The sequence below is a fragment of the Ensifer sp. 38_S197 genome (genome assembly GCF_056924495.1).
The window spans coordinates 3,711,143-3,737,080 of the sequence record NZ_JBXOVZ010000002.1; the positions used below are offsets into that span (position 1 = coordinate 3,711,143).

Below are 25,938 nucleotides of genomic sequence, written 5' to 3' on the forward strand. Positions count from 1 at the left end.
TCTAGCCTGCCCTGTGCGCTGCCAGAAAGATCCGCACCGCTTCCTCCGCATGCGCTTTCAAAGCCTCCGGCGCTGGAATGGCGCCATCGCCGAGCAGCATGGCGTCGTTCACCGGTCCGCCCATGACGAGCCAGTTGAAGAACCCGCCGGCCACCTCGGCATCCTTCACCCGGATGTCGCCCTTCTCGCTATAGCGCTTGAAGGCGCCCGCAAGCCGCCTGATCGAACGCATCGGCCCGCGCTCGTGCAATGCTTCGCCGAGCTGTGGAAAGCGCTCGACCTCGGCGATCACCAGGCGCCGCACCTGCATCAGCCGCGGCGTCATCACGATCGTCAGCAACTGGGTGGCATAGTCGAGCAGGAATTCCTCGATCGGCTCATCGCCTTCAGGGTCGGCGACCTGCTCCTGAAACTCGTCGCCGGCGCCACCGGTCATACTGCGCACGACTTCCAGAAACAGCGCCTCCTTGCTCTGGAAATGGGAATAGACCGTCTGCTTCGACACGTCAGCGGTCGCCGCGATCTCATCCATGTTGGTGCCGAGAAAGCCGTGCTTCAGGAAGAGATCGCTCGCCGCCGCCACGATCGCCCTGCGGGTGCGCTCCATGCGCGTCTTTGCGCCGTTGCTCAAACCTGCCCTTCCCCCCTGCCTTACGTCAGCAAATCACTTGCCACCTAGGATAGGCCAGTCGGATTGACAAATCAAACTGGACGGTCCAGTCTAGTTAGCAATACGGGATCGGGGAGAGCCATGGTCAAAACGCGAGCAAGAAATCGCATCGCCGCCTGCCGCTGCGGGCTGGTTGCCTTTGAAGCCGTCGGCGAGCCGATCGTCGGCGCCGCCTGCTACTGCACCAGTTGCCGCACCGCCGGCGAGCGCTTCGAGGCTCTGCCCGAAGCGTCGCCGGTGCTGGAAGCCGATGGCTCGACGCGCTTCGCGCTCTACCGGAAGGACAGGATCCGCTGTATCCGGGGCGGCGACCTGCTGCGCGAGCATCGGTTGACGCCAACGGCGCCGACGCGCAGGGTCATTGCGAGCTGCTGCAACGCCGCCATGTTCCTAGAATTCAAGGGCGGCCACTGGCTGAGCGTCTACAACCAGCGCTTCGCCCCGGATGACCAGCCGCCGCTCGAAATGCGGACCATGACGAAAGATCGCAAGGCGGGCGTCGAATTCACCGACACGTTGCCGAGCTACAAGACGCATTCGGGCCGGTTCATGTGGCGGCTGCTGAAGGCCTGGGCCGCCATGGGCTTCAAGGCGCCGGAGATCGACTATGTGAAAGGCGAGGCCAATGGCATCCGGGGCTGAGAAGATCGAGATCGAAAATATCGTATCGCCCGGCCACAAATACCGCGTCGACCGGGTGAAATACGAGGCGATGCGAAAAGCCTTGCTGGCGGTGCTGCCAGCGGCCGCACCGGGCCTCACAGTTGCCGAAGCGAAGGAAAAGCTGCTGCCGCTCCTGCCGCAGGACCTCTTTCCCGAGGGGGCAAAGGCCGGCTGGTGGCTGAAGGCGGCTCAGCTCGACCTCGAGGCCAAGGGCACGATCGAGCGAGAAGCGACCAAGCCGCTTCGTCTGCACAGGAACGCATAAAGCAGGCCGGCAGCAGCCGGGCATGGTCGGCGCCGGCCGCTATTCCTCGGGCTCGGTGGTGAAGAGCAATGGAAAACCCGCTTCCTTGGCGAGATCGGTCGCCGCCTTGGCCTTGGTTTCGGCAATGTCGCGCACGCAGACGACGACCACCGAAGTGCCCATCTTGTGCGCCGTCATCATCACGCGATACCCCGCCTCCTCACTCATATGGAACACGGCCTTGAGCACGCCAACGACGAATTCCCGCGGCGTGTAATCGTCATTGAGCAGCATGACCTTGTAAAGCTTCGGCCGTTCGAGCTTCGGCTTGACCTTCACTTTGACTTTTCTGGCAACTTCGTTGTCACTCATCGGAACCACCCCGTTGATGACAGAAAGGACGGCACGGCCGCCACCGCATGGCTTCTTGAATCGAAATGGATTCAAGAACAGATCCGGGCAGCAGATCTCAGTGTCGCAGCGGACTCTCTCTAAGATCGCGCGCCGCACGATGCGCACTATCCTACGGGCAGGCGCACCGATCAAGCAAAAGCCGGACTCCAGTTACGGCTATCAGCGGCCGCGCCAGTGGCCGGCGAACATCACCGCCGCCTCGTCGCAAGAGCGGGCCCGCTCCAGCGCCGCCTCGGGCGTCTGCTTGCGCGCGAGAAGCGCATGATAGAAGCAATGGACGAAGAGCGGCGCATCGGCCCCTTCGGGCGAACCATCGGGAGCGACATAGAGTGCTGCCCCTCCCTTCCCAACGATGGCATCGGCGAACGCCTTGCCGCCGGTTTCGCAGCAGGTGCTGAGAACGATCTTGCCGTCGAGCCGGGCATGCTCGGCGACCACCGAGGGCGGCATGCTTCCTTCGACCAGCATCGAGGTGTCGATATCCGCGATGTAATCGCCGAAGACGAAACCGTTTTCGTCGCCGTGGCCGCAGAAGATCAGATGCTGATGCACGCGTTCACCGCCAGCGATCAGGGTCAGGAAATCCTCAGGCGTTCCCGGCAGATGCAGCGTGACGACGGCGCCAAGGCTCTCCAGCATGGAACGGATCAACAGGGCCTCCAGCGTGTCGCCGATATCGACGACGGCCACCGGCACGCGCGGGAACATGAACTTCTGGTCGATCAATGCGGGCTCCCCGGATTTTTCGCCGCCTCCACAGGGCCGGCGGAATTCTGAGGCGCATATGCGGCCCAAAGGTCGCGCGTTCAACGGCGCAAGCCCCTTATTTACCGTGAACGGGGCGTGCGCCCTTGACCAGGAAGCGCCCTTCCCGCATAGCCACGCCAACGGAATTTTAAGATACGGACGAGACCCCATGGGCTTCAAATGCGGTATTGTCGGACTGCCGAACGTCGGCAAGTCCACTCTCTTCAACGCGCTCACCAAGACGGCGGCCGCGCAAGCCGCCAACTATCCCTTCTGCACCATCGAGCCGAACACCGGCGAAGTGGCAGTGCCGGATCCGCGCATGCGCAAGCTTGCCGAAACCGCCAAGTCGAAGGAAATCATCCCGACTCGCATCTCCTTCGTCGACATCGCCGGCCTGGTGCGCGGCGCGTCGAAGGGCGAAGGCCTCGGCAACCAGTTCCTCGCCAACATCCGCGAAGTGGACGCCGTGGTTCACGTGCTCCGCTGCTTCGAGGATGACGATATCACCCACGTCGAAGGCCGCATCCATCCGGTCGCCGACGCCGAGACGATCGAGACAGAACTGATGCTGGCCGACCTCGATAGCCTGGAGCGCCGCACCGAGCAGACCCGCAAGCGCGCCGTCGGCAAGGACAAGGAGTCCATGGCCCAGCTTCCGATCATGGAGGCTTCGCTGAGCCTGCTGCGCGAAGGCAAGCCCGTCCGCACCCTGCTTTCGAAGCTCGACGCCGAAGAACTGCGCATCCTGCAGGGGCTCAACCTCCTGACCGCGCATCCGGTTCTCTATGTCTGCAACGTCGCCGAAAGTGACGCCGCCGACGGCAACGAACACACCCGTGCCGTCGCCGAAATGGCCAAGGCCCAGGGCGCCGAGTCCGTCGTGATTTCGGCTGCCATCGAGTCGGAAGTGGCGCAGCTGCCGGATGAAGAGGCCAAGGAATTCCTCAGCGCGCTCGGCCTGGAAGAAGCCGGTCTCGACCGCCTGATCCGCGCCGGCTACAAGCTGCTCGACCTCATCACCTATTTCACCGTCGGCCCCAAGGAAACCCGCGCCTGGACGATCCAGCGCGGCACCAAGGCGCCGCAGGCCGCCGGCGTCATCCACTCGGATTTCGAACGCGGCTTCATTCGCGCCAACACCATCGCCTATGACGACTACATCGCGCTCGGCGGCGAAACCGGCGCCAAGGAAGCCGGCAAGGCGCGCGACGAAGGCAAGGAATACGTCGTCCAGGACGGCGACGTCATCCACTTCCGCTTCAACACGTAAGTGTTGCGGTCTTGCGCGACACGCGCGCAAGGTCAAAGGCTAGGCGTGATGCAAAGAGTGCAGCGCGCGACGAACTCGGCATTACGGCGCGGCAGGCAACCGCGCCGTAATCGCTTCCGGCAACAGGCCCATGATCATGCGGCGCAGTCGCTGCCGGAGGATGCCGATGACGTTGAGGCCGGCATCCAGCCGTCCCGCTCAAATCGATTCCGCTCCGCGAAATTATGCAGTAGGTAAGGCGGCAACAAATCAGACGGGACAACTCAAGCATGCTGTATTTCGAGGATTTTTCCGAAGGGCGGCGTTTCGACTACAAGCCGGTCGAGATGAAGTCGGCGGAGATGATCGCCTTCGCCAGCGAGTTCGACCAGCAGCCGATGCATCTCGACGAGGAAGCGGGAAAACGCAGCATCCTAGGTGGTCTTGCAGCGTCCGGCTGGCACACCAGCGCCGTCGGCATGCGCATGATGCTCGACGCCTTCATGGGCGACTCGACGTCCCAGGGTTCGCCCGGCATCGACTTCATGGACTGGAGGAAACCGGTTATCGCCGGAGACGTCCTCACCGGCTTCAGCCTCGTGCTCGAGGCGCGGCGCTCGCGGTCGAAGCCTGAGCTCGGCATCGTCAAGTTCCGCAACGAAATCACCAACCAGGCGGGTGAACCCGTGGCGATCTCCGAATGTACGGTTCTCTTTCGCGCCCGCGAGAAGGGCCAGGCCTGATGATGACGATGGAAGAATTTTACGCCGCCCGGGCCAAGACTGCCATCGGCAGCCTGACTTTCACGGCCGAGGACATCATCCACTTCGCTCGCGACTTCGACCCGCAGCCTTTCCATCTCGATGAAGAAGCGGCGCGGCATTCGCTGTTCGGCGGGCTCTGCGCATCGGGCTGGCATACCTCAGCCGGTTGGATGCAATGCTTCGTCCGGTTCTGGAAGAACGAGCAGCGCCGGCTTGCCGCCGAGGGTCTGCGTGCGCCGAACCTCGGCCCCTCGCCCGGCTTCCGCAACCTCAAATGGCTGAAGCCGGTCTATGCCGGAGACACCGTCACCTATTTCGTGACCTTCCTCGAAAGCCGCTCGCTCAACTCGAAACCCGGCTGGCGGATCAACACGATCCTGTGCGAAGGCGACAACCAGCATGGCGAGGCGGTGATCCGCTTCGAGAGCAAGGTGATCGAGTTCGTCTGACGCGGCGATGGCCGCCCCGCCTACAGCGCCGCGCTCCTTTTGAGAGGCGCCAAGATCGCTGTAACACCTTGAACCGCCGCACCTCCATAAATTCGCCGCTGACCAGAGATAGACTGTCTATTCGCAAGCAAGGTCGCGCGCCGTCGGCCGCGTCTCCGGCGGCTTGAGGGCGACGAACCGCTCGTAGCGGAGGAGTAGCCATGGAAAAAACCCATGTCCGCGAACTGGCGGACGAATATATACGTCTCGGCGGTCACCGTCGTGTCGTCATAGACGACAACCAAACATCGGTCAGAAGCTGGGAAGAAGAGCCGCCGGAAGCCGAAAGCTTCTGGCAGAAGGAAGTGGAAACACTGCCACCGGCAACACAGCGTGAAGTGCAGCTGATGTTGCGGACGATCAATCGGCTCTAACGCAGAGACGAGAAAGGGCGCAGCATTCGCCCCGCTCTATGGCGTCGCGCGTCTTATCACGCGCGACGGTGGCCGATTTGCTGCATATCTGCGTCCCGACGACATGCAGGAATCGCCGGATTGATCAATGGCCTTCGAATTCGATCAGCGTCCGGACGTTGACGCCGAGCGCTTCGAGCTTCTTGCGGCCGCCGAGTTCGGGCAGATCGATGACGAAACAGGCCGCTACGATTTCGGCGCCCATCTGCTTCAGAAGCTTGGTAGCGGCTTCCGCCGTGCCGCCGGTTGCGATCAGGTCGTCGACGAGGATCACCTTTTCACCCGGTCGGATCGCATCCTTGTGCATCTCCATCTCGTCGACGCCGTATTCCAGGCTGTAGGCGATGCGCACGGTGTCGTGCGGCAGCTTGCCTTTCTTGCGGATCGGCACGAAGCCCGACGAAAGCTGGTGTGCGATCGCGCCACCGAGAATGAAACCGCGCGCCTCGATGCCGGCGATCTTATCGATCTTGGTACCGGCGTAGGGATGCACCAGCTCGTCGATCGCGCGGCGAAAGGCGCGCGGATTACCGAGCAGCGTGGTGATATCGCGAAACATCACGCCCGGCTTCGGATAATCAGGAATGTTCCGGATGGCGGAGATCAGTTCCGATTGAACGGTGGTCATGGGCAAAAGGCCTTTGCGTCTCTTGTTACCGCAAACCCATAACACCATCGGCACGCTTGTCGATAATGCTTTCTTCTCGCGCGCCCGGCTGGAACAATTTGGCCGCCTCGGGGGTTGATGCTACTCTATTTGCGCGGTCGTCCGGCTGGCGCACCGCGCTCTCGCATCAAACTTACACAGGGAAGGAAGCACCATGCGCCTGTTTGAATGCGGTTCACTCGTCCCGGGTTGCGAATGGCACACGCGCGCCGACAACGATGCCGAAATCGTGCGCCGCGTCGTGGAGCACATGCGCGAAACGCACGGCGAGACGATCATCCGCGAAAACATGATCGAAAACATCAAGGCCCGGATCACCGACGAATCCAAGGCGGCGTAGCCGTCCTCTAGGCGGCGTAAGCCGTCCGATCAGTCCGGCCGCACCATGGCTTCGAGCCGGGCGACGAGGTTTGTCCGGTCGAGCGTGAAGTTGCGCTCGATCCAAAGATTTTCGAGTTCGCCGAGGATTTCCCCCACTTTTGGGCCGGCCGGCACGCCGGCCTTCAGCACGTCACCGCCATTCAGCGGAAAGCTCGGCCGTTTCCAGGCTTCCGCACGCGCCAACAGCCGGCGCAGCGCCGCGGTTTCCGACAACAATGCCGGATCGCCTTCCGACTTGCGCCGCGCCGTTGCCAGCGCCAGCCGCAGTTTTACGACAATCCCCTCCGCGCCATGGCGATAGAGCAGCCGGTCGAAGGCGGTATCGGCGGTCGTCGCCGGGACCGCCGGCGCCTTGGCCCAGCGGCCGAAATAGGCGGCCTCGACCTTCGCCAGACGCAGACGCTCCGCCATCGCCTCCAGCCTCTCCTCGTCTGGCGGTACGATCGCGGCCAGGCGCAGAAGCGGGCTCGGCGTCCAGCCAAAGGCCCGCTCGGCGGCAACGATATCCGGGATCGCGTCGATGCCCCATTTCTCCGTCTCCGGCAGAATCTCGGTCAGCACGCCGGCCTGGCGCATCCAAAGGAGCGCACGGCCGGGATCCTCGGCGGAGAGCAATTTCTTCGTTTCGGCCCAGACCCGTTCGGCCGAGAGCGTTGCAAGTTTCGAACGCGCCCTCGCGCAGGCGCGCAAGCCGTCGGCATCCGGTCGGCCGCTGCCGTAATGAGCGAAGAACCGGAAGAAACGCAGGATGCGCAGATAATCCTCGGCGACCCGCTCGGAAGCATCGCCGATGAAGCGTACCGTGCGGGTCTCGATATCCGCCAGCCCACCGACGTCATCGAACACTTCGCCGCGATCGTTGGCATAGAGTGCGTTGATCGTGAAATCCCGCCGCTCCGCATCCGCCTTCCAGTCGGTGCCGAACGCGACTTCCGCGCGCCGCCCATCGGTCTCAACGTCGCGGCGGAGCGTCGTGACTTCATAGGGTGTTGCGTCGATGACGAGCGTCACCGTGCCATGATCGATGCCGGTCGGCACCACCTTGATGCCCGCCGCCTTCGCCCGCTCGGAGACGTCCTGGGGGCGCCAGGTGGTCGCCATGTCGATGTCGCCGGCAGGCAGGCCCATCAAGCTGTTGCGCACCGCGCCGCCGACGACCCTGACCTCGCCGCCCTCGATGTTCAGGACCTCGAAGACGCGGCGGAGAGAAGGCGATGAAAACCAGCCTTCGCCGGCAACGGAAATCATGCATAAAGCCTTTCATAGAGCATGCGGAGAATGCCGGCGGTGATACCCCAGATGTTGTAGTCGCCATAGGGCATTCGGTAGAAATGCCGTTCCTCGCCCTGCCAATGTCCGCGCCCGCGGGCGTGATTGCTCGGGTTCATCAGGAAGGATAGCGGCACCTCGAAGACGCTTTCGACCTCGTCCGGATTGGCTGTCAGTTCGAAGCCGGGTTTCACCACCGCCAGCACCGGAGTGATGCGAAAACCGGACATGGCCATGTAATGCGGCAGCCGGCCGATGGTTTCGACGAAGCGCGGATCGAGGCCGATCTCCTCCTGCGCCTCGCGGAGCGCCGCCACTTCGACGGACCGGTCCTCGGGATCGACAGCGCCGCCGGGGAAAGCCACCTGTCCGGAATGCTTGCGCAGGCTGGTGGTGCGCTGGGTCAGGATGACGCTCGCATCGTCGCCATCGTCGACAACCGGCACGAGAACGGCGGCGTCCTTCAGATGCAGCGTCTCCAGATAGGGCACCATGCCGGGATTGAGCAGGAAGTCGCCATGATCGCGCCAGGCGGTTTCCACCGGCCCGCCCATCTGGGTCAGCGCGCGTCGACGGAACTCGTCAGCGGAAAAGAGATGCCGGTTCATCGGGAAAGCGCTTCCAGCTCGGCCGCCGGCATGATCGGGAAGACGGCGCCGGCGGAGCGCACGCAGAACATTTCGGTGCCGTCGACTTCAAGCGTCTCGCCGAGTTCGACGATGTCATACATCACCGGCCGGGAGACCAGTGCCTCCAGGCGCCCGCGCACATGCAGGTACGGCTTCAACTCCCGGTTCTCGCCATGAATGACGAAGCGCAGCGGGTGCTCCGGCCCCGCTTCGACCACGTCGCCGACATTGGTGCGGAAGGTCAGGACCTGGCCCTCTCCCCCATGCGTGACGCTCATCTCGACGGCGACGAAGGGGGCATCGACGATGCGGATGCCGACCTTTTCCACAGGAGTCACAAGATAGGTGCGCCCGTCCTCGTCCTTGCGCAGAACGGTGGAGAAAAGTCTGACCAGGGGCTGTCGGCCGATCGGAGTGCCCAGATAGAACCAGGTGCCGTCGGCGCGAATCTCCATGTCGATGTCACCGCAGAACGGCGGATTCCAACGGTCCACCGGCGGCAGGCCGCGCGCCTTTTCGCCGGTCTGCCCGGCGGCACGCGCAATCAGCGCCGCCAGTCCGGCGGCATCGCCGGTTTGCTGAATTTCGGCTTCTGCCATTGTTCCGTCCCGTTTGACCCCGATTTTTGCATCGAGACCTTTGATATCTCACGAGATAGTGCGTCGGCGCCGACTTGTCAGCCGTCCGGCAGGGTCTAAATTGGAATTTGGCAACTGAAATCCCGGCTACCGTATAATTCCGTAAATCGGAATCGATTTAAGGACAAAATTATGCAGCAGCTCAAAATGTTACAGCGACCTTTGCACGTCTTATAAAGACGCGCGGCGCTGTAAGGCGATTCGGTTTAAAAACGGGCGACCGGGGAGTACGACCATGACTGTAATGAAAGGCGCGGCCGACGCGATCGACGAGAAGGCGATTGTCGCCGCAGCCGAAAGCGCACTCGGAGAAATCGCCCGGGTGCGTGCGGAAGTCGGCAAGGTCATCTTCGGCCAGGAAAGCGTCGTCGAGCAGACCCTGCTCGCCGTTCTCTCCGGCGGCCATGCCCTGCTCGTCGGCGTTCCCGGTCTTGCCAAGACGAAGCTCGTCGCCACGCTCGGCACGGTGCTTGGCCTTGATTCCAGCCGCGTGCAATTCACGCCCGACCTGATGCCCTCCGACATCCTCGGCTCCGAAGTCATGGACCAGGATGCGGCCGGCCACCGCTCGTTCCGCTTCATCCCCGGCCCGATCTTCACGCAATTGCTGATGGCCGACGAGATCAACCGCGCCTCGCCGCGGACGCAATCGGCGCTGCTGCAGGCAATGCAGGAGTATCACATCACCGTTGCGGGCGCGCGCAAGGATCTGCCCCAGCCTTTCCACGTGCTCGCCACCCAGAACCCGCTGGAGCAGGAAGGCACCTATCCCCTGCCCGAGGCGCAGCTCGACCGCTTCCTGATGCAGGTGGACGTCGGCTATCCGGACCTTTCCGCCGAGCGGCAGATCCTGCTCGAAACCACAGGCGTCGGCGAAGCGACCGCCCACCCGGTCATCGATGCCGCGCGGCTTCAGCAGATCCAGGCCCTCATCCGCCAGATGCCGGTCGGCGAGAAGGTGGTCGATGCGATCCTGTCGCTGGTGCGCTCTGCCCGTCCGGGCAATGGCAACGCCGCGACCGACAAGAATGTCGCCTGGGGTCCGGGCCCCCGCGCCGGCCAGGCGCTGATGCTCTGCGCTCGCGCTCGCGCGCTCTATGATGGCCGCCTGGCGCCGTCGATCGACGACATCCTGGCGCTCGCCGAGCCCGTGCTTCAGCACCGCATGGCGCTGACCTTCGCTGCCCGTGCCGAAGGCATGACCGTGCGCGACGTCATCGCCGGCCTGGTGAAGCAGGCCAGAGGCTAGGGCATGGCCACCGTCGGGCACATAGTTTCGCGTACTCCCGCTGGTGAAGTGCTTTCGCGCGCCCAGCAGCGCGCCATGCTCGTTCCCGATTGCCTGGTCGAGGCACGGCGGATCGCCAACACGGTGATCTCCGGCTGGCATGGCCGGCGCAAGCGTGGGATCGGCGAGAATTTCTGGCAGTTCCGGCCCTATAGCGACGGCGAAAGCATGTCGCGCATCGACTGGCGCCGCTCGGCCCGCGACGACCACACCTATGTCCGCGACCGCGAATGGGAGGCCGCGCATACGATCTGGCTGTGGGCGGATCTTTCCCCTTCGATGATGTACAAGTCGAAGCTCGGCGCCGTCTCCAAGGAAAGCCGCGCGCTGGTCCTGATGCTGGCGCTCGCGGAGATCCTCGCGCGCTCCGGCGAACGCATCGGTTGCCCCGGCATCATGGAGCCGATCTCAGCTCGCAACGCCGCCGAAAGGCTGGCGACCGCGATCATGCTGAGCCCGCTCGCGGAAGGCATCCCCAATACCGGGATGATCCGCAACGCCAGCGATCTCGTGCTGATCGGCGATTTTCTCGATCCGGCGGAAAAGATCATGGACCGCCTCGGCCCGCTGGCACGGCGGGGGCTGCGCGGCCATGTGGTCGAGATCGCCGACCCGGCCGAAGAGGTGTTTCCCTATAGCGGCCGCACCGAGTTCACCGACCCGGAGACCGGCGAGAAGCTGACGGCCGGCCGCGCCGAAGTGTTGCGCGAGGACTATCAGCGTGCCTATGTCAGCCGGCGCGACGGCCTGGGCGTGACGCTCCGTCATCTCGGCTGGACCTTCATCCCGCACAGAACCGACCGGCCCGCCTCGGAGGCGCTCGTCGCCGTGCACACCTACCTCTCCGGCATGCCGGGACGCGCGACGCACGGGGGCCTGCTATGAGCGGCTTGCCCTTCCTCTTCACCAACCCCGCCATCCTCGCCGCCCTGGTCGCCCTGCCTGTCATCTGGTGGCTGCTGCGCATGACGCCGCCAAGGCCCGCGGCCGAAGTCTTCCCGCCGCTGCGCATCCTGGCCTCCGTGATGAAGCGCGAGGAAACCCCGGCGCAAAGCCCGTGGTGGCTGACGCTGCTGCGCATGCTGATGGCGGCCGCGCTGATCCTGGCGATCGCCGATCCGGTGTTCAACCCGCGACAGAACACGCTTTCCTCCGCCGGTCCGCTCGCACTCGTCATCGACAACAGCTGGGCGACGGTCTCCGATTGGGATCGGCGGGTCGAGGCCGCTAACGCCCTCATCGACGATGCGGAAGCCAAGGACCTGCCGGTTTCGATCGTCTTCACGACCGACCGGCAGCACGACGCGACACCGGCCTCGGCCACCACTGCGCGCGATCGTCTCGCCGCGGCGCAGCCGCAACCGCTGCCAGCCGTGCGCGACCAGGCGCTTGCCGCCATGAAAGCTGCCCTTTCGAATTCGCCGCCCGGCACGCTTGCCTTCCTCAGTGACGGGATCGAGACCGGGGGCGGCCAGACGATGCGGCAAGTGGCGGAGATCGGCGCCGCCAACGTTCGCCGGATCGAAGGCAATGCGGAAAGCGCCATCGCGCTGACGTCCGCGACCAACGAAAACGATGGTATGCGCGTCACGGCATCGCGGTTGCCGCTTGGCGAGCCACGGGCCTATTACGTTTTTGCCCGCGACGCGCGCGGCACCGCCATTGCCGAAGGCGAACTCCGCTTCGGTGCAGGCGCCACGACTGCGAACGCACTTCTGAAAGCTCCCTTCGAGCTGCGCAACGACTTCGCACGCCTGACGATCGAGGGCCAGGCGACGGCCGGCAGTATCCACCTGCTCGACGACGGCAACCGCCGCCGTCGCGTCGCGTTGCTGAGCGGCGAGGTCCACCAGTCGCAGCCGCTGCTCTCGCCGCTCTACTACATCAAGCGGGCGCTCGAACCGCATGCCGACTTGATCGAGCCGCGAGAGGAAGCGATCGGCAAAGCGATTGCCGAACTTCTCGCTCAAAATCCCTCGATCCTTGTCATGGCCGACGTCGGCCGGTTGCCGGACGAAAGCTATCCGCTGGTGACGCGCTGGCTGGAGAACGGCGGCATGCTCGTTCGCTTTGCCGGCCCGAGACTGGCCGGTGCGCCTGCCGATGACCCGCTGGTCCCCGTCGTGCTCAGGCAGGGCGAACGTTCCCTCGATGGCGCGCTCTCCTGGTCAGAGCCGCAGCCGCTTGCCGACTACCCGTCTTCCAGCCCCTTTGCCGGTCTCGAGCATCCGCGCGATGTGCTTGTCAAACGCCAGGTGCTGGCACAGCCGACACCAGACCTCGCCGAACGGACCTGGGCCAACCTCGCCGATGGCACGCCGCTGGTCACGACAGCCGAACGCGGACGCGGACGCATCGTGCTCTTCCATGTGAGCGCAGACCCGGGCTGGTCGAACCTGCCGATTTCAGGCTCCTTCGTCGATATGCTGCGCCGATCCATCCAGCTTTCGCGTGCCGGCGGCATCGCCGGCGACCAGGCGAGCAAGGCTGAGACCCTGCCGCCCTATCGCCTGGTAAGCGCCCGGGGCGAACTGACCACCGAGACCGGCAGCGCCCGGCCGCTCGAGATCGCCCCTGGCGTCGCCCCGACCGTCTCCGCAGACACACCACCCGGCCTCTACGGCTCGGAAGAGGGCTTCGTTGCCAACAATCTTCTTCCCGACGGCGGCAGCCTCGCTCCGATCAGGGGCAACCTCGTCAGCGAACGCGCGGAAGGGCTGGAAGGCGCGCGCCCCTTCTCTATCCGGCCGTATCTCTTCGGGCTGGCGCTGATGCTCTTCCTCATGGACACCTTGATCGTGCTTTACATGGCCGGCGGCCTTGCGGGATTGCGCGGCCGCGGAAGCCGTGGCGCCGCCACCGCAGCGGTGCTCGCCACGCTCGGCCTCGCAACGCTTGGCTTTGCGGCGCTGGCACCCACGATCGCGCACGCGCAGGATAGCCAGCCGAGCGACGAGCAGACGCTGCAACGCCTCGACACGACCCACCTCGCCTATGTCATCACCGGCGAGGCCGATGTTGACCGGCTGTCGGAACAGGGCCTCGTCGGCCTGAGCAACTACCTGACCTATCGCACGGCTCTCGAACCGGGCGCGCCCGTCGGCGTCGACCTCGAACAGGACGAGCTGGCCTTCTACCCGATCATCTACTGGCCGGTATCCGCGACGGCGCCGATGCCGAGCAGCAGGGTGATGAGCCGGATCGACGCCTATATGCGCAACGGCGGCACCGTTCTCTTCGACACGCGCGACCAGTTCTCCTCGCTCACGCCTTCGGCGGCAGGCGACAGCCCCAATGTGCAGCGCCTGCAGGAGATGCTGAACGGTCTCGACATTCCGCCCCTGGAACCGGTGCCCGCCGACCACGTCCTGACAAAGGCCTTCTACCTGCTTTCGAATTTTCCCGGCCGCTACACCGAGAGCCAGTTGTGGGTGGAAGCCGCCCCCAACGGCGCCGAGGAACAGAGCAACCGGCCGGTGCGCGGCGGCGACGGCGTCACGCCGATCATGATCACCGGCAACGATTTCGCCGGCGCCTGGGCCGTGGACGCCAACGGCGCGCCGCTCCTGCCGACGGTTCCGCCGGACGAAATGCAGCGCGAATATGCCTATCGGGCAGGCGTCAACATCATGATGTATATGCTGACCGGCAACTATAAGTCCGATCAGGTTCATGTGCCGGACCTCCTCCAGAGGCTTGGGCAGTGAGGGCCGATCGATGACTTATGGTTTTGCTCCGTTGCTTCCGCTGATGTTCTTCGTGCCGCTTCTGGTCGTCGCGGCACTGTTCATCGGCTATGGCCTGTGGCGAAAGATACGCGGCGCCTGGCTGCGCGCCCTCGCCTTGGCTGCACTCGCCCTGGCGATCGCCAACCCTTCCATCTTCGTCGAACTGCGCGATCCGCTTTCGACGATCGTCGCGATCGTCGTCGACCGCAGCCAGAGCCAGCAGAATGGCGACCGCACCGCGCAGACCGATCGTGCGGTCGAAGGCCTGAAGGCGCGGCTGGCCGGGATACCGCTGATCGAGCCCCGCATCGTCGAGGCCAAGTCCGATCCGGCGAGCGTCTCGCCGGCGACCAATCTGTTCTCCGCTCTCGCGACAGCGCTCGCCGACGTTCCGCCGGCGCGCATCGGCGGCGCGATCTTCGTGACCGACGGCCAGATCCATGACGTGCCCGACGTCAGCCGCAAGCTGGGATTCGACGCCCCGATTCATGGCCTCATCACCGGCAAGCCTGATGAATTCGACCGGCGTGTCGAGCTCATCAACCCGCCGCGCTTCGGCATCGTCGGCGAAGAGCAGAAGCTCTCGTTCCGGGTCGTCGACGACGGCGCCGCACCCGGCGGGACCGCGGAAGTCAGCATCCGCCTCAACGGCAACGAAATCGCCCGGGAAAGGGCCGAGCCGGGCACCGACGTTCCCTTCAGCTTCAAGGTTCCGCGCGGCGGCAACAACGTGCTTGAATTTGCGGTGGATGCGGTTCCCGGCGAAGTGACCACGGCCAACAACCGCGCGGTACACGTGCTCGACGGCATTCGCGAAAACCTCCGCGTGCTGCTCGTCTCCGGCGAACCCCACGCGGGCGAGCGCGCCTGGCGCAATCTTTTGAAATCCGACGCTGCGGTCGATCTGGTGCACTTCACCATTCTGCGTCCGCAGGAAAAGCAGGACGGCACCCCGATCAATGAGCTGTCGCTGATCGCCTTCCCGACGCGTGAGCTGTTCGTCGACAAGATCAACGAGTTCGACCTGATCATCCTCGACCGCTATCAGCATCGCGGCCTGCTGCCGATCCTCTACTATGACAACATCGCGCAGTATGTGGAGAACGGCGGCGCGCTTCTGATTGCCGCCGGGCCGGAACATGCCGGCGACGATTCGATCGCCGCAACGCCGCTCTCGGCCGTGCTTCCGGCCGCGCCCACGGGCGTCATGAACGAGAAGGCCTTCTTCCCCCGCCTGTCGGAGGAAGGGAAGAAACATCCGGTGACGCGCGGCCTTGAAGGCTCCGATAGCGAGCCGCCGCACTGGGGCCGCTGGTTCCGCACGGTCGATGTCAACAGGCCGCAGGGTAATACGGTGATGGAAGCGGCCGACGGCAAGCCGCTGCTCGTGCTCAATCGCGTCGGCAAGGGCCGCGTCGCCATGCTGCTCTCCGACCAGGGCTGGCTCTGGGCCCGCGGCTTCGAAGGCGGCGGCCCGCATGTCTCGCTCTATCGCCGCACCGCCCATTGGCTGATGCAGGAGCCGTCGCTCGAGGAAGAAGCCTTGACGGCACGCGCCCGGGGCCGGACGCTGGAAATCACCCGCCAGACGATCGATGGCGATCCTGGTCCCGTTTCTCTCGTTTCGCCGTCGGGCCAAAAGCAGGACGTGAAGCTGACCGAGCGCCAGCCGGGCCTCTACTCGGCAGAACTCGCCACGACCGAGACCGGCCTGTTCGAGATGACCAATGGCGAACTCACGGCCCTTGCCCATGTCGGCGATCCCAATGCGCCGGAGTTCAAGGCGGCGATTTCGACCGAGGACAAGCTGCGCCCCTGGGCGGAGAAGACCAAGGGGCTGGTGCGGCGTCTCGCAAGCGCCGACGGCCCGCTTGATCTGCCGACGGTGCTGCCGGTCAGAGGCTCGATTAGGTCGGCCGACGATCAGCGCCTCTCCATCCGCATGACCGACGAAACCGTATTGAAGGGCATCAACTCGTTGCCGTTGTTCACCGGGCTTCTCGGGCTTGCGGCACTGCTCTTCCTGATCTCCGCCACCTGGTATCGCGAGGGACGATGACCGGTCAGACCGTTGTCGTCAGCGACCTTCGCGACGCACCGCATTTCTTCGATACTGTGGCCGACCGTATCTGGCGCGCCTGGTGGGAGCCACAGGGCTTCCCGCTGAGCCATATCACCGGCCTGCTCGAAGAGAGTCTTGCCGATAGCGCAGAACCCCTTTGCCTGGTGGCCCACGCCGGAGATCGCTTCGTCGGCACCGCCTCGGTGATTGCCTCGGACCTTGAGGAGCGGCCGAACCTCACCCCTTGGGTGGCAGCCGTCTGGGTCGACCCGCCGTTCCGCGGCCTCGGCATCGGCGGCGATATCGTGCTGAAAGCCGCTTCTGCGGCGCTCGATACCGGGGCCGACACCGTGCATCTCTGCGCCCTTCCCGGCAAGCGGGCCTTCTACGAGCGCCTCGGCTGGCGGCTCGATGAAAAGGACGTGGGCGAGGATCGCCTCGACGTCTTCAGCATGCGCCGCACATGAGAGGTCTTCGATGTTCGAGGTAACGGACGCGCCCTCACCCGAGGCGCTGGAAACGATCGGCAATGGCCTGACGGCCTTCAATGCCGCCGATGTCGGCCCGTCGGAGCGGCGACCGCTCGCCGTTCTGGTCGGCGGTCCCGATGCGAAAGGGCAACGCGGTGGCCTGAACGGTTACACCGGCTGGGGTTGGCTCTTCGTGCAGTGGCTGTGGCTGCCGGAGGATCTTCGTGGCCAAGGCCTCGCCGGCAAGCTGCTTCAGGCAGCGGAGGATGAGGCTCGAAGCCGCGGCTGCCACAGTGCCTGGATTGATACCTTCAATCCGCAAGCCCGGCGCGCTTACGAACGCCAAGGTTACCAGGCCTTCGGTGAGCTGCCTGACTTCCCCATCGGCCGCACCCGGGTTTTCCTGAAGAAATCGCTCGCCGCCGGATAGTGTCCGCGTCAGACCGCAAGCGGCAGATCGAGCACCACGACCGGCACGACCGCATCGTCCCGCCAGCCGATGACACCAGCAAGGCCAGCATGCACGTCGTCCGCCATCGGCACGACGAGCACACGCGCGGGATCGACCGGCCCGGGAAACTCGAGCGCGCCGTAGCGGACCTTCTCGAAGCCGAGCGGCTGGTAGTAAGGCGGATCACCGACGAGGATCACCGCCTGCGACCCCTTCCGCCGTGCCGCTTCGACGGCGATGCGCACCAGTTCCCGACCGATGCCCTGGTTCTTGTGCGACGGCCGCACCGCGAGCGGCCCGAGCAGATGACCTTTGACCGAGCCGGCCATGACCGGCGTCATCCTGACCGAGGCGATCGTCTCGCCGTTGTCGGCGCAGATGAAGGACAGCGACCGATCATGCGGCCCCTGCTCGCGAATACGCGCGGCCGCCCGGGCGAACCGACCGGGGCCGAAGGCTTCTTCGTTGATGATTTCGATGGCTGCGTCATGGGACGCGTCTTCGGTCAGGTAGACGAGATCGTGCTTTTTCATGAGAACGGGAACCAAGCATGCGGACAGACATAGGGATGGCTTCGCCCGAATTAGGGCGTTGGCAGCATCAGCGTCGTCGCAGGTTTCCCGAGAACATCATCGGTGTGGTTTCTTCCAACACGAAAAAAGTCGTGAGATCGCCGATATCAGAAAAATGCCCGCTGTCAAAGCCTAAAACGCACTGTTCCCAATTCGCTACCTATCGGACGCCGCTGGAAGCGCTATCTATGAGGGCAAGGATCACGAAGGAGATTTCAGGATGGGCAGGTTGGTGGACGGCGTCTGGCAGGACGTTTGGTACGATACCGTGGCAACGAACGGCCATTTCAAGCGTAGCGCTTCGCAGTTCCGCAACTGGGTGACGGCAGACGGATCGGCCGGCCCGAGCGGTGACGCCGGCTTCAAGGCGGAGCCCGGTCGCTATCATCTCTATGTTTCGCTCGCCTGTCCCTGGGCGCACCGCACGCTGATCTTTCGCAAGCTGAAGAAGCTCGAGGACCTCATCTCCGTTTCGGTCGTCGATCCGCTGATGCTCGCCCAGGGCTGGGAATTCAAGGAAGGCGGTATCGGCACGAGCGACCACCTCTTCGGATCGAAGGCGCTGTGGCAGATCTATACCCGCGCCGATGCCCACTACTCCGGCCGCGTGACCGTGCCGGTTCTCTGGGACAAGCAGCAAAACACCATCGTCTCGAATGAATCCTCCGAGATCATCCGGATGTTCAATTCCGCCTTCGATGGCCTGACCGGCTCGAGGCTCGACTTCTACCCGGAAGAACTGCGCGGCGAGATCGATGCGATGAACACGGACGTCTACAACGACGTCAACAACGGCGTCTACAAGGCGGGCTTCGCCACGACGCAGGCCGCCTATGAAGAGAGCGTCACCGCGCTCTTCGCCCGCCTCGACAAGCTGGAAGAACGCCTTGCATCGCACCGCTACCTGATCGGCAACCACCTCAGCGAGGCCGACTGGCGCCTGTTCACGACGCTGGTGCGCTTCGACCCGGTCTATGTCGGCCACTTCAAGTGCAACATTCGCCGGATCGCCGACTATCCGAACCTTCAGGGTTACCTCCGGGAACTCTACCAGGTGCCGGGCGTGGCCGAGACGGTCGACATGCGCCACATCAAGGAGCACTACTACCGCAGCCACACGACCATCAACCCGACCGGCGTCGTGCCGGTGGGTCCGGTGCTTAACCTTTCCTCCCCGCACGGACGTGAGCGGCTGTAGACCGATCGTTCGAGCGGACCGATCGCCTCTACCAGTAAAGGTCGAAAGCAGCGCTGCCGGCGAGTTCCGCAAGCCGGCGGCGCGTCGCCGGCGTGGTCTCCTCCGGCAGCGCATCGAGCGCGAAGAAACCGCTCGCGGCAATCTCCAGGTCCGGCGCCTTCGGCGCAGTCTGCCTGACGCCGGTGCAGCGATAGAAGACGACATGGTCACGGCGACTCGTGCGCCTGTTGTAATAGACCTGGACCAGCACCGGCGGCGTCGTCACCTCCAGGTTCCCCTCTTCGCGCAGCTCCCGCAGCAGCCCGTCGATCGAGGCTTCGTCGCGATCGAGCCCGCCCCCCGGCAGGTGCCAGCCCGGCAGATAGGAATGGCGCACCAGAAAGACCCGGCCCTCGTCATCGAAACAGGCAGCGCGCACGCCGATCGTCATGCCGCGCGCAAGTGCGAAATAGCCATGCGCGAGCCGCATCAGGAGCCGGAGATACCAGCGCCGCATCTCCGGTGGCCGTTCGTCGCTCAGTCGTCTCATCCTTCTCAATTTTCGGCCACACGCGATTCATCGGGCGACCTGATTCCCCTCGACCGGAATATGCGCTAGACGGGGGCGATGTTCAAACTTGCCCATATCTCCGATGTCCATCTCGGCCCCCTGCCCGAATTGTCCCTGCGGGAGCTCGCGTCGAAGCGCATCACCGGTTTCGTCAACTGGCACCGCAACCGCAGCCGGAATCTCTTTACCGGCATGCTCGACACCCTGCTGGCCGATATCGAGAAGAAGGATCCCGACCATCTGGCGATCACCGGCGACCTCGTGAACCTGGCGTCTTCGCTGGAGATCAAGGCCGTGACCGAATGGCTGGAGGATGCCGGCAAGCCGGAGAACATTTCCGTCGTGCCCGGCAACCACGACGCCTATGTGCCGGGCGCTTACGAGAAAACCACCCGTGCCTGGTACCCCTATATGCGGGGCGACGATGCGCCCGCCCATTGGCACGACCGGTACCATTGCTTTCCCTATATGCGGGTGCGAGGGCCCGTCGCACTGATCGGCTGTTCGACCGCCGTCGCGACGCCCCCTTTTGCGGCAAGCGGCTATTTCGGCCAGCGGCAGGCGCGCGCGACCGTCAACATGCTCAGGGCCGCCGGCGAGGCCGGCCTCTTTCGCATCGTCATGATCCACCACCCGCCGATCCGCGGTGCGACCTCGATGCACAAGCGCATGATCGGCATTCGCCGCTTTGCCGCGACGATTTCGTCGGGCGGCGCGGAACTGGTCATTCACGGCCACACCCATCTCAACACCGTCTATTGGCTCAAAGGGCCAGAGGCTCCCGTCCCGGTCGTCGGCATCGCCTCCGCTTCACAGGCACCCGACGGCCACAAGCCGCCAGCCGCCTACAACCTGTTCACCGTCGTCGGCGAGCCTGGAAACTGGCACCTCACGCGCGAGCGCTACGCGCTGAACAGCGACGCGACCACGCTGACGCTCGCCGAAACGACGCGTTTCTGAAGCCGTCAGGCGGATCCGCTTCGCAGAATATTCATCGTCCGGCGAATAAATTCCCGTATTCATGCGTCATATGCCGGTCGCGCACCGCTCGCCGGTGGCGTCCCCTGTCTTCTGGCATCTTCGTGGGTGAATTGGCCGACGGCGGTTCACCTCCCTTTCGGGGGCGTCAAGGACATGCGATCAATTTGAAACGATGCGCTGACTTTCGAGGGCATGCGCGAGGAACGGGAGATGGCATGATGTACCGGAAGAGCCTGCTTGGTGCCATGATTGTGGCCGGCGCAACCAGCTTCATGGCGCAGGCCGTGATGGCCGCCGGCGAAGACACCAGCGAACCGCCCAAGAAAACCAAGACGACCAGCGAATGCACGGATGGCAAGGTGTGGGACGCAAAGAAGAATGCCTGCGTCAACGCCAAGAAAAGCGACCTCAGCGACGATATCCTGTTCCAGGCCGCCCGCGAACTCGCCTATGCCGGCCAGTATGAAAATTCCATCAAGGTGCTCGGCGCGGTCAAGGACCAGAAGAGCGCCCGCGTGCTCAACTATCTCGGCTATGCCAACCGCAAGGCCGGCCGCATGGAACTCGGCATGCAATACTACAAACGTGCGCTCCAGGCTGACGAGAACTACATTCTCGCCCGCTCCTACATGGGCCAGGCGCTGATCGATCAGGGACGCGTCGAGGAAGCCCGCGTGCAACTCGTCGAGATCCGCGATCGCGGCGGCGAAAACACCTGGGCCTACCGCGCCCTGCTACAGTCGCTAGGCGGCATTCGCCAATACTGACCAACAGCAACCGAGGTGGCGCTGGGCGCCACCTCGGTTGCCAAGCGACGGATCGCCGTGCGTTCAGCCGAGCGTGCAAGCGGCGCTACCGCATTGGTTTCTAGCTCTTCCTTGCGCCTCCGCCCGCACCGCTCGCAATCGGCGCGCTCTCGTTCTTCTTCTCCGACCATTCCGGCGGCAGGCCAAGTGCGCCACTGGCGATGCCGCCGATACCGGATCCTTTTCCGAAAACGGCGCAATCCGGATCAGAGGGCTTGCCCGTCACCGCATAGGCGACGCCGTTCTTGACGTTCTTCATCGAAGGCAGTTTGAAATCGGATTTCATCGGATCACCCGATTTTTCCAGCAACGCGCTGAAATCGCCTGAAAAATCTCCGGCGAGTTCAAAAGCGTCGGCTGCCGTCGAGGCGCGGGAGCCATTGGTGAGGATGTTGGCGCCACGTGCCCAGGTCAGCCCGGCGATCTGCTTGCCCGTCGCATCGAAAGCCTCCGCCTCGACCGCGAGACTTCCGAGACCGATCGGAATGCGCGGAACCGGAACGGGAGAAACCGCCGAGGTGACGGTCGACACGCCCGCGACGACGGCATTTGTCGATTTGACCTTGCTGATCACCGAACGCACGGCCATATCCGCCGGCTTCGATATCGGCACGACATCGAATTGCGCACTCAATGCTTCGCAGAGCGAGCGGTCAATCGCTGTCGCCACCAGCTTCTTCTGCGGATCTCCAAGCTTGTCGAGATCGGCACTGGCCGCGAAGGTGGTCGGGATCACGTGCACCGTCTTCACGTTCTTGGTGGCGGCGGCATCGACCCGATATTTCGTCTTGGTCACCATCCCGTTGCTGGCGACGAAATCCTTGTAGGACGATAGCGATCCGGTTTCGATGACCTCAGCGCTCTGGCAAGCAGCGAGCCCCGCAAGCAGAGGAGCCAGGGCAACCGTGCGGATGGCCGCGGCGCCTCCCCGGACGCAGCCTCCGCCACGGCGCCTCCCGACAAACCAGGCAAAATTCATCCTATTCCGATGCTGTGCGTTCATTGGCGTGTCCCCGACATCGACCTGCAGTTGTGCGATGAGGTCCGGCCAGATTCGGGCCGAACTTTGACGCGATCTCCGGACGCCGCTGCAGTTTACGGTAACGAGGACCTCGGTTAACGGCCGCCGGCAAGCAAAAGCTTTTTGGGAAAAGACGCCAAGAAGCAGCAGAATTTGCTTTCCGTTCCGGCACTTCCCTTGCAGACTAAGGGGCAAATGTTTCATACAATCCGGCTCGTGCCCCGCACCGCGAATAAACGCACGATCCGGCACGTTTCATTTGGAAGAGCAATGCGTCCAGCGGCAGAAACGAAGGACTTCAGACGCGACTTGGTCAGCCTCCTGCCCAAATTGCGCCGGTTCGCGATGACGCTGACGCGCAATGCCAATGACGCCGACGATCTCGTTCAGGAAGCCTGCGAGCGCGCGATTACGCGCAGCCACCTCTGGAACGGAGAAGGCCGTCTGGAGAGCTGGATCTATGCGATGACGCGCAACCTCTGGGTCGACGAGATTCGCAAGCGCAAGGTCCGCGCCGGCAGCGGCACGGTCGATGCGCTTGGCCAGGACGAGCTCAACATCGAGCCTTCGGCCGAAAAAGCCGTCTACGCCAACCAGTTGCAGAAAATGATCCTGTCGATGCCCGAAGGGCTTGCGAGTGTGTTCCTGCTGGTCAACGTCGAAGGCCATAGCTATCGCGAGACGGCCGATATCCTCGGCATTCCGATCGGCACCGTCATGAGCAGGCTGTCGACCGCGCGCCTCAGGCTTGCGGCCTTGATCTCCGAGAATACCGAAAGGAGGGCCTGACCGTTGCAACAGACAAAGGGTCACGCACTCGAAGTTCGCCTATCTGCCTATATCGACGGCGAGGTCGGCGAAGCGGAACGAGCTGAACTCGAAGCGCTTCTCGCTCGCGACGACGACGCCAAGGCCTTGTTCGAAAAGCTGAAGGCCGGCAGCAGCTTCGGCGATACGGCTTTTGAGGATTTTCTGCACGATCCGGTGCCGCTGGCCCTGGTGCGGCAGATCAAGCAGGGTCCCGGTGTCAGCCCCAAGACCGAACGCGTGACGGCGACGGCCGCCAGCGTCCGAAATGTGCGTATCTGGCCGCGCGTGCTTGCCGCGTCGGTGGCGCTGATACTGCTCGGCGGTTCGGCCGGTTTCATCATCGGCGCGGCAAACAATGTGGGCGAACCGACCCAAGTGGCCGCCGCGCGCGGCTGGCTGGACGATATCGCCGACTATCACCGGGTCTATTCGCGCCAGAAGGAACATCTCGTCGAGGTTCCCGCCTCCGAGGCCGCCAAGATCGAGACCTGGCTTGCGTCCAGCGTCGGCGTTCCCTTCAAGATTCCGCAGCTCGGCGGCAAGGGCCTGACCTTCGAAGGCGCCCGCCTGCTGGTGGCCAACGGCAAACCCGTGGCACAGCTCGTCTACCGCAGCGCCGAGGGCGAGATCTTCGCGATCTGCTTCCTCAAGAACACGACCGGGCCGCAGTCGGACAATTTTGACGAAAGCATCCGCGACGATCTCGGCATGGTCTCCTGGCAGAGAGGCGGCGCCTCCTTCGTGCTCGTCGGCCCCTCCGCCCATGTGGGAATGCAGGATATCGCCGAGGCGGCCGCCGCGACGATCTGAAGCCATTTCTGGAAAAAACGGCGTCCCTTCAAGGCGCAAGCCACAATCGAATTCATGGCATGAAAAAGGCCGCACCGGCTTGCCGGTACGGCCTATTGTTTGCTCGCCTGGACGCGCCGGTCAGCCGCGCTTCATGTCCAGGACGCGGTTCGCCGCCGAGACGATCGCTTCGAGCGAGGCCGCGACGATGTTGGTGTTGATGCCGGCGCCGAACAGCTTTCCGCCCGGGTGCTCCATCTCGACATAGGCGATGGCCGCCGCGTTGGAGCCGTGCTGCAGCGAGTGCTCGGAGTAATCCGCTACCGAGAGATCGATGCCGAGATAGATCGACAGCGCATTGATGAATCCGTCGATCGGGCCGGTGCCCTTGCCTTCGATCCGCTTGATCTCGCCATTGTCGGTGATCTCGGCCGCAACCACGCGCACGCCCTTGTGTTCGCCCACCGGGTAGGTGTGGTGGTCGATGAACTTGATGCGCGCGCCCGGCTGCTCGACATAACGCTCGATGAAGCGTTCGTAGATGCGCTTCGAGGGCAGCTCCTTGCCTTCCTCGTCGGTGATGCGCTGAATGTCCTCACGGAACTCGACCTGGAGGTTGCGCGGCAGGTTGATGCCGTAATCCTCCTGCAGGATGTAGGCAATGCCGCCCTTGCCCGACTGCGAGTTGATGCGGATGATCGCCTCGTAGGAGCGGCCGACGTCGCGCGGGTCGATCGGCAGGTACGGCACTTCCCAGAGCGGCTTGTTGGCGCTCTTGATCGCCTTCATGCCCTTGTTGATCGCGTCCTGGTGCGAGCCGGAGAAGGCCGTATAGACCAGTTCGCCGACATAAGGATGGCGCTCCGGAATGACCATCTGGTTGGAGTATTCGTAGACTTCCTTGATGCGCTCGATATCGGAGCAGTCGAGCAGCGGGTCGACGCCTTGCGTGAACATGTTCAGCGCCAACGTGACGACGTCGACGTTGCCGGTCCGCTCGCCATTGCCGAACAGCGTGCCCTCGACGCGATCGGCGCCGGCCATCAGACCCAGTTCGGTGGCCGCGATGCCGGTGCCGCGGTCGTTATGCGGGTGCAACGAGATGATCAGGCTTTCGCGGTTGTCGAGGTTGCGGCACATCCACTCGATCTGGTCGGCATAGATGTTCGGCGTCGCCATCTCGACGGTCGACGGCAGGTTCAGGATCAGCTTGTTGTCGGGCGTCGGCTTGACGATTTCGGTGACCGCGTTGCAGATCTCCAGCGCCACTTCGAGCTCGGTGCCGGTGAAGCTCTCCGGCGAATATTCGAAGCGGTAGCCGCCGCCGGCCTTGGCCGCCATGTCGGTGATCATCTTGGCGGCATCGGTGGCGATCTTCTTGATGCCGGCGACGTCCTTGGCAAAGACCACACGGCGCTGCAATTCGCTGGTCGAATTGTAGAAGTGCACGATCGGCTTGTGGGCGCCTTCCAATGCTTCGAATGTGCGGGTGATCAGCTCGGGCCGGCACTGCACCAGCACCTGCAGCGACACGTCCTCGGCAACATTGCCCTCTTCGATGCACCAGCGGGCGAAGTCGAAGTCGGTCTGCGATGCCGAGGGGAAGCCGATCTCGATTTCCTTGAAGCCCATGTCGAGCAGCAACTGGAACATGCGGGCCTTGCGATCGTGGCCCATCGGGTCGATCAGCGACTGGTTGCCGTCGCGCAGGTCGACCGAGCACCAGATCGGCGCCTTGGTGATCGTCTTTGACGGCCAGGTACGGTCGGCAAGCGCAATCTGCGGATAGGGTTGATACTTCACCGCCGCGTCCGGCATGCCAATCTTAACGGGGTGCGATTTCTGGATCATTGCAGCTTCTCTTCATCACTGAGCGTCCTGGCCGCCTTGCCATAGCCGATCGGAGATCGGATTGCGATGGCTACTGCGCGATTCCTTAAATCGGAAAGCGATTTAAGGACAAATTATGCAGC

29 protein-coding genes are annotated in these 25,938 nt (G+C 63.8%); 18 read left to right on the forward strand and 11 right to left on the reverse strand.

The window, feature by feature from the left end:
* Position 1 precedes the first annotated feature (1 nt).
* On the reverse strand, positions 2-631 hold the full coding sequence (locus AC1Z3V_RS31050; protein ID WP_483503850.1) for a TetR/AcrR family transcriptional regulator: 630 nt from the start codon (positions 629-631) through the stop codon (positions 2-4).
* A gap of 120 nt (positions 632-751) precedes the next feature.
* Here AC1Z3V_RS31050 and AC1Z3V_RS31055 point away from each other — a divergent pair, with 120 nt between their 5' ends.
* The gene (locus AC1Z3V_RS31055) at positions 752-1,312 is read left to right on the forward strand and encodes a GFA family protein (protein WP_483503852.1); all 561 of its coding nucleotides are present in this window, start codon (positions 752-754) and stop codon (positions 1,310-1,312) included.
* Complete coding sequence (locus AC1Z3V_RS31060) at positions 1,296-1,598, forward strand: DUF6958 family protein (protein ID WP_429816109.1); 303 nt, start codon at positions 1,296-1,298, stop codon at positions 1,596-1,598. The genes AC1Z3V_RS31055 and AC1Z3V_RS31060 overlap by 17 nt, the downstream gene beginning before the upstream one ends.
* 39 nt (positions 1,599-1,637) lie before the next feature.
* On the opposite strand, the gene clpS is transcribed toward AC1Z3V_RS31060, so the two are convergent.
* Complete coding sequence (gene clpS / locus AC1Z3V_RS31065) at positions 1,638-1,949, reverse strand: ATP-dependent Clp protease adapter ClpS (RefSeq protein ID WP_057253114.1); 312 nt, start codon at positions 1,947-1,949, stop codon at positions 1,638-1,640.
* Between the two features lie 201 nt (positions 1,950-2,150).
* A complete protein-coding gene (locus tag AC1Z3V_RS31070; protein ID WP_483503855.1) occupies positions 2,151-2,717 on the reverse strand; it encodes a hypothetical protein in 567 nt (188 codons plus the stop codon).
* A gap of 190 nt (positions 2,718-2,907) precedes the next feature.
* Between AC1Z3V_RS31070 and ychF the strand changes: the two genes are divergently transcribed.
* From ychF to AC1Z3V_RS31090, 4 genes are all read left to right on the forward strand, one after another.
* Positions 2,908-4,011: a redox-regulated ATPase YchF gene (gene ychF, locus AC1Z3V_RS31075; RefSeq protein ID WP_483503857.1), complete on the forward strand. Its 1,104-nt coding sequence runs from the start codon at positions 2,908-2,910 to the stop codon at positions 4,009-4,011.
* A 269-nt stretch (positions 4,012-4,280) separates the two neighbouring features.
* Positions 4,281-4,733 carry a MaoC family dehydratase gene (locus AC1Z3V_RS31080; RefSeq protein WP_483503859.1) on the forward strand — a complete coding sequence of 151 codons (453 nt, stop codon included), beginning with the start codon at positions 4,281-4,283 and terminating at the stop codon, positions 4,731-4,733.
* Positions 4,733-5,203 (forward strand): MaoC family dehydratase, encoded by a 471-nt coding sequence (locus AC1Z3V_RS31085; RefSeq protein ID WP_483503861.1) that lies wholly within the window; start codon positions 4,733-4,735, stop codon positions 5,201-5,203. Before AC1Z3V_RS31080 ends, AC1Z3V_RS31085 begins: the two co-directional genes overlap by 1 nt.
* 200 nt (positions 5,204-5,403) lie before the next feature.
* The gene (locus tag AC1Z3V_RS31090) at positions 5,404-5,616 is read left to right on the forward strand and encodes a hypothetical protein (protein ID WP_429816124.1); all 213 of its coding nucleotides are present in this window, start codon (positions 5,404-5,406) and stop codon (positions 5,614-5,616) included.
* A 124-nt stretch (positions 5,617-5,740) separates the two neighbouring features.
* On the opposite strand, the gene AC1Z3V_RS31095 is transcribed toward AC1Z3V_RS31090, so the two are convergent.
* Complete coding sequence (locus AC1Z3V_RS31095) at positions 5,741-6,283, reverse strand: adenine phosphoribosyltransferase (RefSeq protein WP_429816127.1); 543 nt, start codon at positions 6,281-6,283, stop codon at positions 5,741-5,743.
* 193 nt (positions 6,284-6,476) lie between these two features.
* Here AC1Z3V_RS31095 and AC1Z3V_RS31100 point away from each other — a divergent pair, with 193 nt between their 5' ends.
* Positions 6,477-6,662, forward strand: coding sequence for a DUF1059 domain-containing protein (locus AC1Z3V_RS31100; protein ID WP_173517404.1), 186 nt, complete (start codon positions 6,477-6,479; stop codon positions 6,660-6,662).
* A gap of 29 nt (positions 6,663-6,691) precedes the next feature.
* On the opposite strand, the gene AC1Z3V_RS31105 is transcribed toward AC1Z3V_RS31100, so the two are convergent.
* From AC1Z3V_RS31105 to AC1Z3V_RS31115, 3 genes are read right to left on the reverse strand one after another with little or no spacing between them, the layout of a single operon-like run.
* Positions 6,692-7,951, reverse strand: coding sequence for a CCA tRNA nucleotidyltransferase (locus AC1Z3V_RS31105; protein ID WP_483503864.1), 1,260 nt, complete (start codon positions 7,949-7,951; stop codon positions 6,692-6,694).
* Positions 7,948-8,580, reverse strand: coding sequence for a CoA pyrophosphatase (locus AC1Z3V_RS31110; protein ID WP_429816133.1), 633 nt, complete (start codon positions 8,578-8,580; stop codon positions 7,948-7,950). The genes AC1Z3V_RS31105 and AC1Z3V_RS31110 overlap by 4 nt, the downstream gene beginning before the upstream one ends.
* Positions 8,577-9,200, reverse strand: a complete 624-nt coding sequence (locus AC1Z3V_RS31115) for a DUF1285 domain-containing protein (RefSeq protein WP_483503866.1) — start codon at positions 9,198-9,200, stop codon at positions 8,577-8,579. Before AC1Z3V_RS31115 ends, AC1Z3V_RS31110 begins: the two co-directional genes overlap by 4 nt.
* 274 nt (positions 9,201-9,474) lie before the next feature.
* On the opposite strand from AC1Z3V_RS31115, the gene AC1Z3V_RS31120 reads away from it, so the two are divergent.
* From AC1Z3V_RS31120 to AC1Z3V_RS31145, 6 genes are read left to right on the forward strand one after another with little or no spacing between them, the layout of a single operon-like run.
* Positions 9,475-10,488: an AAA family ATPase gene (locus AC1Z3V_RS31120; RefSeq protein ID WP_429816139.1), complete on the forward strand. Its 1,014-nt coding sequence runs from the start codon at positions 9,475-9,477 to the stop codon at positions 10,486-10,488.
* Between the two features lie 3 nt (positions 10,489-10,491).
* Positions 10,492-11,412, forward strand: coding sequence for a DUF58 domain-containing protein (locus AC1Z3V_RS31125; RefSeq protein ID WP_483503868.1), 921 nt, complete (start codon positions 10,492-10,494; stop codon positions 11,410-11,412).
* A complete protein-coding gene (locus AC1Z3V_RS31130; RefSeq protein ID WP_483503870.1) occupies positions 11,409-14,234 on the forward strand; it encodes a DUF4159 domain-containing protein in 2,826 nt (941 codons plus the stop codon). The genes AC1Z3V_RS31125 and AC1Z3V_RS31130 overlap by 4 nt, the downstream gene beginning before the upstream one ends.
* Before the next feature lie 10 nt (positions 14,235-14,244).
* On the forward strand, positions 14,245-16,314 hold the full coding sequence (locus tag AC1Z3V_RS31135; RefSeq protein WP_483503872.1) for a hypothetical protein: 2,070 nt from the start codon (positions 14,245-14,247) through the stop codon (positions 16,312-16,314).
* A complete protein-coding gene (locus tag AC1Z3V_RS31140; RefSeq protein ID WP_483503874.1) occupies positions 16,311-16,784 on the forward strand; it encodes a GNAT family N-acetyltransferase in 474 nt (157 codons plus the stop codon). Before AC1Z3V_RS31135 ends, AC1Z3V_RS31140 begins: the two co-directional genes overlap by 4 nt.
* A gap of 10 nt (positions 16,785-16,794) precedes the next feature.
* On the forward strand, positions 16,795-17,217 hold the full coding sequence (locus AC1Z3V_RS31145) for a GNAT family N-acetyltransferase (protein WP_483503876.1): 423 nt from the start codon (positions 16,795-16,797) through the stop codon (positions 17,215-17,217).
* Between the two features lie 8 nt (positions 17,218-17,225).
* Here AC1Z3V_RS31145 and AC1Z3V_RS31150 read toward each other — a convergent pair whose 3' ends face one another.
* On the reverse strand, positions 17,226-17,771 hold the full coding sequence (locus tag AC1Z3V_RS31150; protein WP_429816156.1) for a GNAT family N-acetyltransferase: 546 nt from the start codon (positions 17,769-17,771) through the stop codon (positions 17,226-17,228).
* Positions 17,772-18,030: 259 nt separating this feature from the next.
* On the opposite strand from AC1Z3V_RS31150, the gene AC1Z3V_RS31155 reads away from it, so the two are divergent.
* On the forward strand, positions 18,031-19,008 hold the full coding sequence (locus tag AC1Z3V_RS31155; RefSeq protein WP_483503879.1) for a glutathione S-transferase family protein: 978 nt from the start codon (positions 18,031-18,033) through the stop codon (positions 19,006-19,008).
* A 28-nt stretch (positions 19,009-19,036) separates the two neighbouring features.
* On the opposite strand, the gene AC1Z3V_RS31160 is transcribed toward AC1Z3V_RS31155, so the two are convergent.
* A complete protein-coding gene (locus AC1Z3V_RS31160; RefSeq protein ID WP_483503881.1) occupies positions 19,037-19,537 on the reverse strand; it encodes an NUDIX domain-containing protein in 501 nt (166 codons plus the stop codon).
* A 78-nt stretch (positions 19,538-19,615) separates the two neighbouring features.
* Between AC1Z3V_RS31160 and AC1Z3V_RS31165 the strand changes: the two genes are divergently transcribed.
* The gene (locus AC1Z3V_RS31165; RefSeq protein ID WP_429816164.1) at positions 19,616-20,518 is read left to right on the forward strand and encodes a metallophosphoesterase family protein; all 903 of its coding nucleotides are present in this window, start codon (positions 19,616-19,618) and stop codon (positions 20,516-20,518) included.
* Positions 20,519-20,757: 239 nt separating this feature from the next.
* Positions 20,758-21,306 carry a tetratricopeptide repeat protein gene (locus tag AC1Z3V_RS31170; RefSeq protein ID WP_483503883.1) on the forward strand — a complete coding sequence of 183 codons (549 nt, stop codon included), beginning with the start codon at positions 20,758-20,760 and terminating at the stop codon, positions 21,304-21,306.
* A 100-nt stretch (positions 21,307-21,406) separates the two neighbouring features.
* Here AC1Z3V_RS31170 and AC1Z3V_RS31175 read toward each other — a convergent pair whose 3' ends face one another.
* On the reverse strand, positions 21,407-22,348 hold the full coding sequence (locus AC1Z3V_RS31175) for a DUF3313 domain-containing protein (RefSeq protein ID WP_483503885.1): 942 nt from the start codon (positions 22,346-22,348) through the stop codon (positions 21,407-21,409).
* A 288-nt stretch (positions 22,349-22,636) separates the two neighbouring features.
* On the opposite strand from AC1Z3V_RS31175, the gene AC1Z3V_RS31180 reads away from it, so the two are divergent.
* Together AC1Z3V_RS31180 and AC1Z3V_RS31185 are read left to right on the forward strand one after the other, a co-directional pair.
* On the forward strand, positions 22,637-23,155 hold the full coding sequence (locus AC1Z3V_RS31180) for an RNA polymerase sigma factor (protein ID WP_483503887.1): 519 nt from the start codon (positions 22,637-22,639) through the stop codon (positions 23,153-23,155).
* A 3-nt stretch (positions 23,156-23,158) separates the two neighbouring features.
* On the forward strand, positions 23,159-23,986 hold the full coding sequence (locus tag AC1Z3V_RS31185; RefSeq protein ID WP_483503889.1) for an anti-sigma factor family protein: 828 nt from the start codon (positions 23,159-23,161) through the stop codon (positions 23,984-23,986).
* A gap of 120 nt (positions 23,987-24,106) precedes the next feature.
* On the opposite strand, the gene leuA is transcribed toward AC1Z3V_RS31185, so the two are convergent.
* Complete coding sequence (gene leuA / locus AC1Z3V_RS31190; RefSeq protein ID WP_483503891.1) at positions 24,107-25,816, reverse strand: 2-isopropylmalate synthase; 1,710 nt, start codon at positions 25,814-25,816, stop codon at positions 24,107-24,109.
* Positions 25,817-25,938: the final 122 nt, after the last annotated feature.

Bases quoted from the DNA above. Each gene is read 5' to 3' on its own strand.
- leuA (WP_483503891.1), bottom strand. From the start codon at position 25,816: ATGATCCAGAAATCGCACCCCGTTAAGATTGGCATGCCGGACGCGGCG.
- AC1Z3V_RS31175 (WP_483503885.1), bottom strand. From the start codon at position 22,348: ATGAACGCACAGCATCGGAATAGGATGAATTTTGCCTGGTTTGTCGGG.
- ychF (WP_483503857.1), top strand. From the start codon at position 2,908: ATGGGCTTCAAATGCGGTATTGTCGGACTGCCGAACGTCGGCAAGTCC.
- AC1Z3V_RS31180 (WP_483503887.1), top strand. From the start codon at position 22,637: ATGCGTCCAGCGGCAGAAACGAAGGACTTCAGACGCGACTTGGTCAGC.
- AC1Z3V_RS31125 (WP_483503868.1), top strand. From the start codon at position 10,492: ATGGCCACCGTCGGGCACATAGTTTCGCGTACTCCCGCTGGTGAAGTG.
- AC1Z3V_RS31090 (WP_429816124.1), top strand. From the start codon at position 5,404: ATGGAAAAAACCCATGTCCGCGAACTGGCGGACGAATATATACGTCTC.
- AC1Z3V_RS31155 (WP_483503879.1), top strand. From the start codon at position 18,031: ATGGGCAGGTTGGTGGACGGCGTCTGGCAGGACGTTTGGTACGATACC.
- AC1Z3V_RS31150 (WP_429816156.1), bottom strand. From the start codon at position 17,771: ATGAAAAAGCACGATCTCGTCTACCTGACCGAAGACGCGTCCCATGAC.
- AC1Z3V_RS31085 (WP_483503861.1), top strand. From the start codon at position 4,733: ATGATGACGATGGAAGAATTTTACGCCGCCCGGGCCAAGACTGCCATC.
- AC1Z3V_RS31135 (WP_483503872.1), top strand. From the start codon at position 14,245: ATGACTTATGGTTTTGCTCCGTTGCTTCCGCTGATGTTCTTCGTGCCG.
- AC1Z3V_RS31120 (WP_429816139.1), top strand. From the start codon at position 9,475: ATGACTGTAATGAAAGGCGCGGCCGACGCGATCGACGAGAAGGCGATT.
- AC1Z3V_RS31055 (WP_483503852.1), top strand. From the start codon at position 752: ATGGTCAAAACGCGAGCAAGAAATCGCATCGCCGCCTGCCGCTGCGGG.
- AC1Z3V_RS31060 (WP_429816109.1), top strand. From the start codon at position 1,296: ATGGCATCCGGGGCTGAGAAGATCGAGATCGAAAATATCGTATCGCCC.
- AC1Z3V_RS31165 (WP_429816164.1), top strand. From the start codon at position 19,616: ATGTTCAAACTTGCCCATATCTCCGATGTCCATCTCGGCCCCCTGCCC.
- AC1Z3V_RS31080 (WP_483503859.1), top strand. From the start codon at position 4,281: ATGCTGTATTTCGAGGATTTTTCCGAAGGGCGGCGTTTCGACTACAAG.
- AC1Z3V_RS31170 (WP_483503883.1), top strand. From the start codon at position 20,758: ATGTACCGGAAGAGCCTGCTTGGTGCCATGATTGTGGCCGGCGCAACC.
- AC1Z3V_RS31100 (WP_173517404.1), top strand. From the start codon at position 6,477: ATGCGCCTGTTTGAATGCGGTTCACTCGTCCCGGGTTGCGAATGGCAC.
- AC1Z3V_RS31105 (WP_483503864.1), bottom strand. From the start codon at position 7,951: ATGATTTCCGTTGCCGGCGAAGGCTGGTTTTCATCGCCTTCTCTCCGC.
- AC1Z3V_RS31140 (WP_483503874.1), top strand. From the start codon at position 16,311: ATGACCGGTCAGACCGTTGTCGTCAGCGACCTTCGCGACGCACCGCAT.
- AC1Z3V_RS31160 (WP_483503881.1), bottom strand. From the start codon at position 19,537: ATGAGACGACTGAGCGACGAACGGCCACCGGAGATGCGGCGCTGGTAT.
- AC1Z3V_RS31110 (WP_429816133.1), bottom strand. From the start codon at position 8,580: ATGAACCGGCATCTCTTTTCCGCTGACGAGTTCCGTCGACGCGCGCTG.
- AC1Z3V_RS31115 (WP_483503866.1), bottom strand. From the start codon at position 9,200: ATGGCAGAAGCCGAAATTCAGCAAACCGGCGATGCCGCCGGACTGGCG.
- AC1Z3V_RS31130 (WP_483503870.1), top strand. From the start codon at position 11,409: ATGAGCGGCTTGCCCTTCCTCTTCACCAACCCCGCCATCCTCGCCGCC.
- AC1Z3V_RS31095 (WP_429816127.1), bottom strand. From the start codon at position 6,283: ATGACCACCGTTCAATCGGAACTGATCTCCGCCATCCGGAACATTCCT.
- AC1Z3V_RS31145 (WP_483503876.1), top strand. From the start codon at position 16,795: ATGTTCGAGGTAACGGACGCGCCCTCACCCGAGGCGCTGGAAACGATC.
- clpS (WP_057253114.1), bottom strand. From the start codon at position 1,949: ATGAGTGACAACGAAGTTGCCAGAAAAGTCAAAGTGAAGGTCAAGCCG.